Source organism: Romboutsia sp. (assembly GCF_035470145.1).
Classification (GTDB): Bacteria; Bacillota; Clostridia; order Peptostreptococcales; family Peptostreptococcaceae; genus Romboutsia_D.
On record NZ_DATIRC010000200.1, the window covers coordinates 1 to 1,747 of the forward strand.

3 protein-coding genes are annotated in these 1,747 nt (G+C 31.4%); all 3 read right to left on the bottom strand.

What is annotated here, in order from left to right:
• The coding region (locus tag VLM92_RS17390; protein WP_325275910.1) for a glycerophosphodiester phosphodiesterase at nucleotides 1–191 on the bottom strand (191 nt) is incomplete at its 3' end.
• A gap of 24 nt (nucleotides 192–215) precedes the next feature.
• Nucleotides 216–941 (bottom strand): hypothetical protein, encoded by a 726-nt coding sequence (locus VLM92_RS08505; protein WP_325275911.1) that lies wholly within the window; start codon nucleotides 939–941, stop codon nucleotides 216–218.
• Nucleotides 942–1,020: 79 nt separating this feature from the next.
• The gene (locus VLM92_RS08510; protein ID WP_325275912.1) at nucleotides 1,021–1,548 is read right to left on the bottom strand and encodes an ECF transporter S component; all 528 of its coding nucleotides are present in this window, start codon (nucleotides 1,546–1,548) and stop codon (nucleotides 1,021–1,023) included.
• Nucleotides 1,549–1,747 lie beyond the last annotated feature (199 nt).

The window sequence follows — 1,747 nt, forward strand, 5'->3', positions numbered from 1 at the left end:
TCATTTACTGAGCCATTACCGTTAGTAGTTTTGTTTAATTCTTCATTATGAAGAACAACAAGCTCATTATCTTTTGTCTTTCGAACATCTAGTTCAATCGCATCTACACCAAGCTCAATAGCTTTTCGAAAACTCCGCAAAGTATTCTCTGGCTCGTATGCTCTTGCTCCTCTATGTCCAATTTTTAACATTTATTTCACAACCAACTCAAGTGGTTAATCGGGAAAATAAATGAAATTGGCAACACTTTGAGATTTCTTGATTAATACAGTATCTCCAGCATCTAAATCAACAAAATCTTCATTATTATCTGCTAATAACCATGCAGGACCTCTAGTAATGGTTAACTTGACAACAGAATTATCTGAAACAACAAAATCCTTCATCTTCTTATTATGCAAATTATTGAAGGAAACACCAATACCTTTTTTGAAGGCAGACCCTCCAGTTGCCTTATAGTATCCGGTTGAACCAAAAGGGGTAGCAACAACTACTCCATCACCAATCATATTATCATAATTTTTTTCATTAACAATTAAATTAAATCTGACAGCATAAATTGGTAACTTGAGATGAACTTGAATTTCATTCAAACCAATGAGAAATTTACCTTTAGTTTTTGTCTCCAATTTCATTTCGGAATGTATCGCGAAATTTCCAGTTTTAATTCTTAACAAAAGATTTTTCAAGTCATCAATTTTGTAATCATAAGGCCTACATGATCGTGAAGTTTTAATTATTAGCTTTGGAATCTCAGGAAATTTTCTTTCACTGAAAAGGACAGTTCCATCTCCTCCATAACAGATAATAAAATCAGGATTTTCGTCAACAATACTGAAGCCTTGTTCATCCAAGATATTTTTAATCTTTGAGTTTTCACGACGGAAAACTAGTAGAACTTTTTCCATTCTTTTTGATGTCTTGGACAATTCGCTAATCATGAATCACCTGTCCACCCAAATTATATACCAACAATCGATTTTAAAATCTGTGAACTTCGGTAAAAATGTTTACGGAATATTAATGTTGGAAGAATTCTGGTAATCTCTTACGTAAAATTAAGGCAATAGGAATTCCTATTACTCCACCAACTGCAATTTGAGCTATATTTGGAATAACTTCTGCAATTGCTCCACCTATTCCAAATAAATATAACTCTACTATGAAATATCCAGTAACCATTTCAACTCCAGCGAAAATTACTGCCAAAACATCACGAATTAATTTTTTATTATTTGAAATTAATCCAGCAATTAAACCTTCTAAACCTTTAATCACTAAAGTAGGCAAAACAAACAATGGATATCCAATAAAATCTGCAAGAGCTGAACCTAAACCTCCTGCTACACCACCAACATAAGGTCCAAAAGTCAAAGCTGATACGAAGATCATTACATCTCCAACATTAAAATAACCACCCATCATATTTGGAATCCTAACAATTATAGTTCCAACCGTTACAAGTGCTGACATAATAGCCATTAATGAAATCTGAAGAGCAGCTTTTTGTTTCTTAACCAACTTATTCACTCGAAAAAATAATCCCATTAAATAATTATAAACTTTAAGAAAATAACAATATTCCTTTAATGATTAAAATTTTCTAAGAACCTAAATTGATCTATCCCATTTTTTAATAAAAGATTGTGAAATATTTCTTAATTTTTTTCGAGGACTCTTAACATACAATCTAACGAAAGACAATACTTTATCTTTTTGTTCAACTTTATCAAAAAAAGAATCAAAT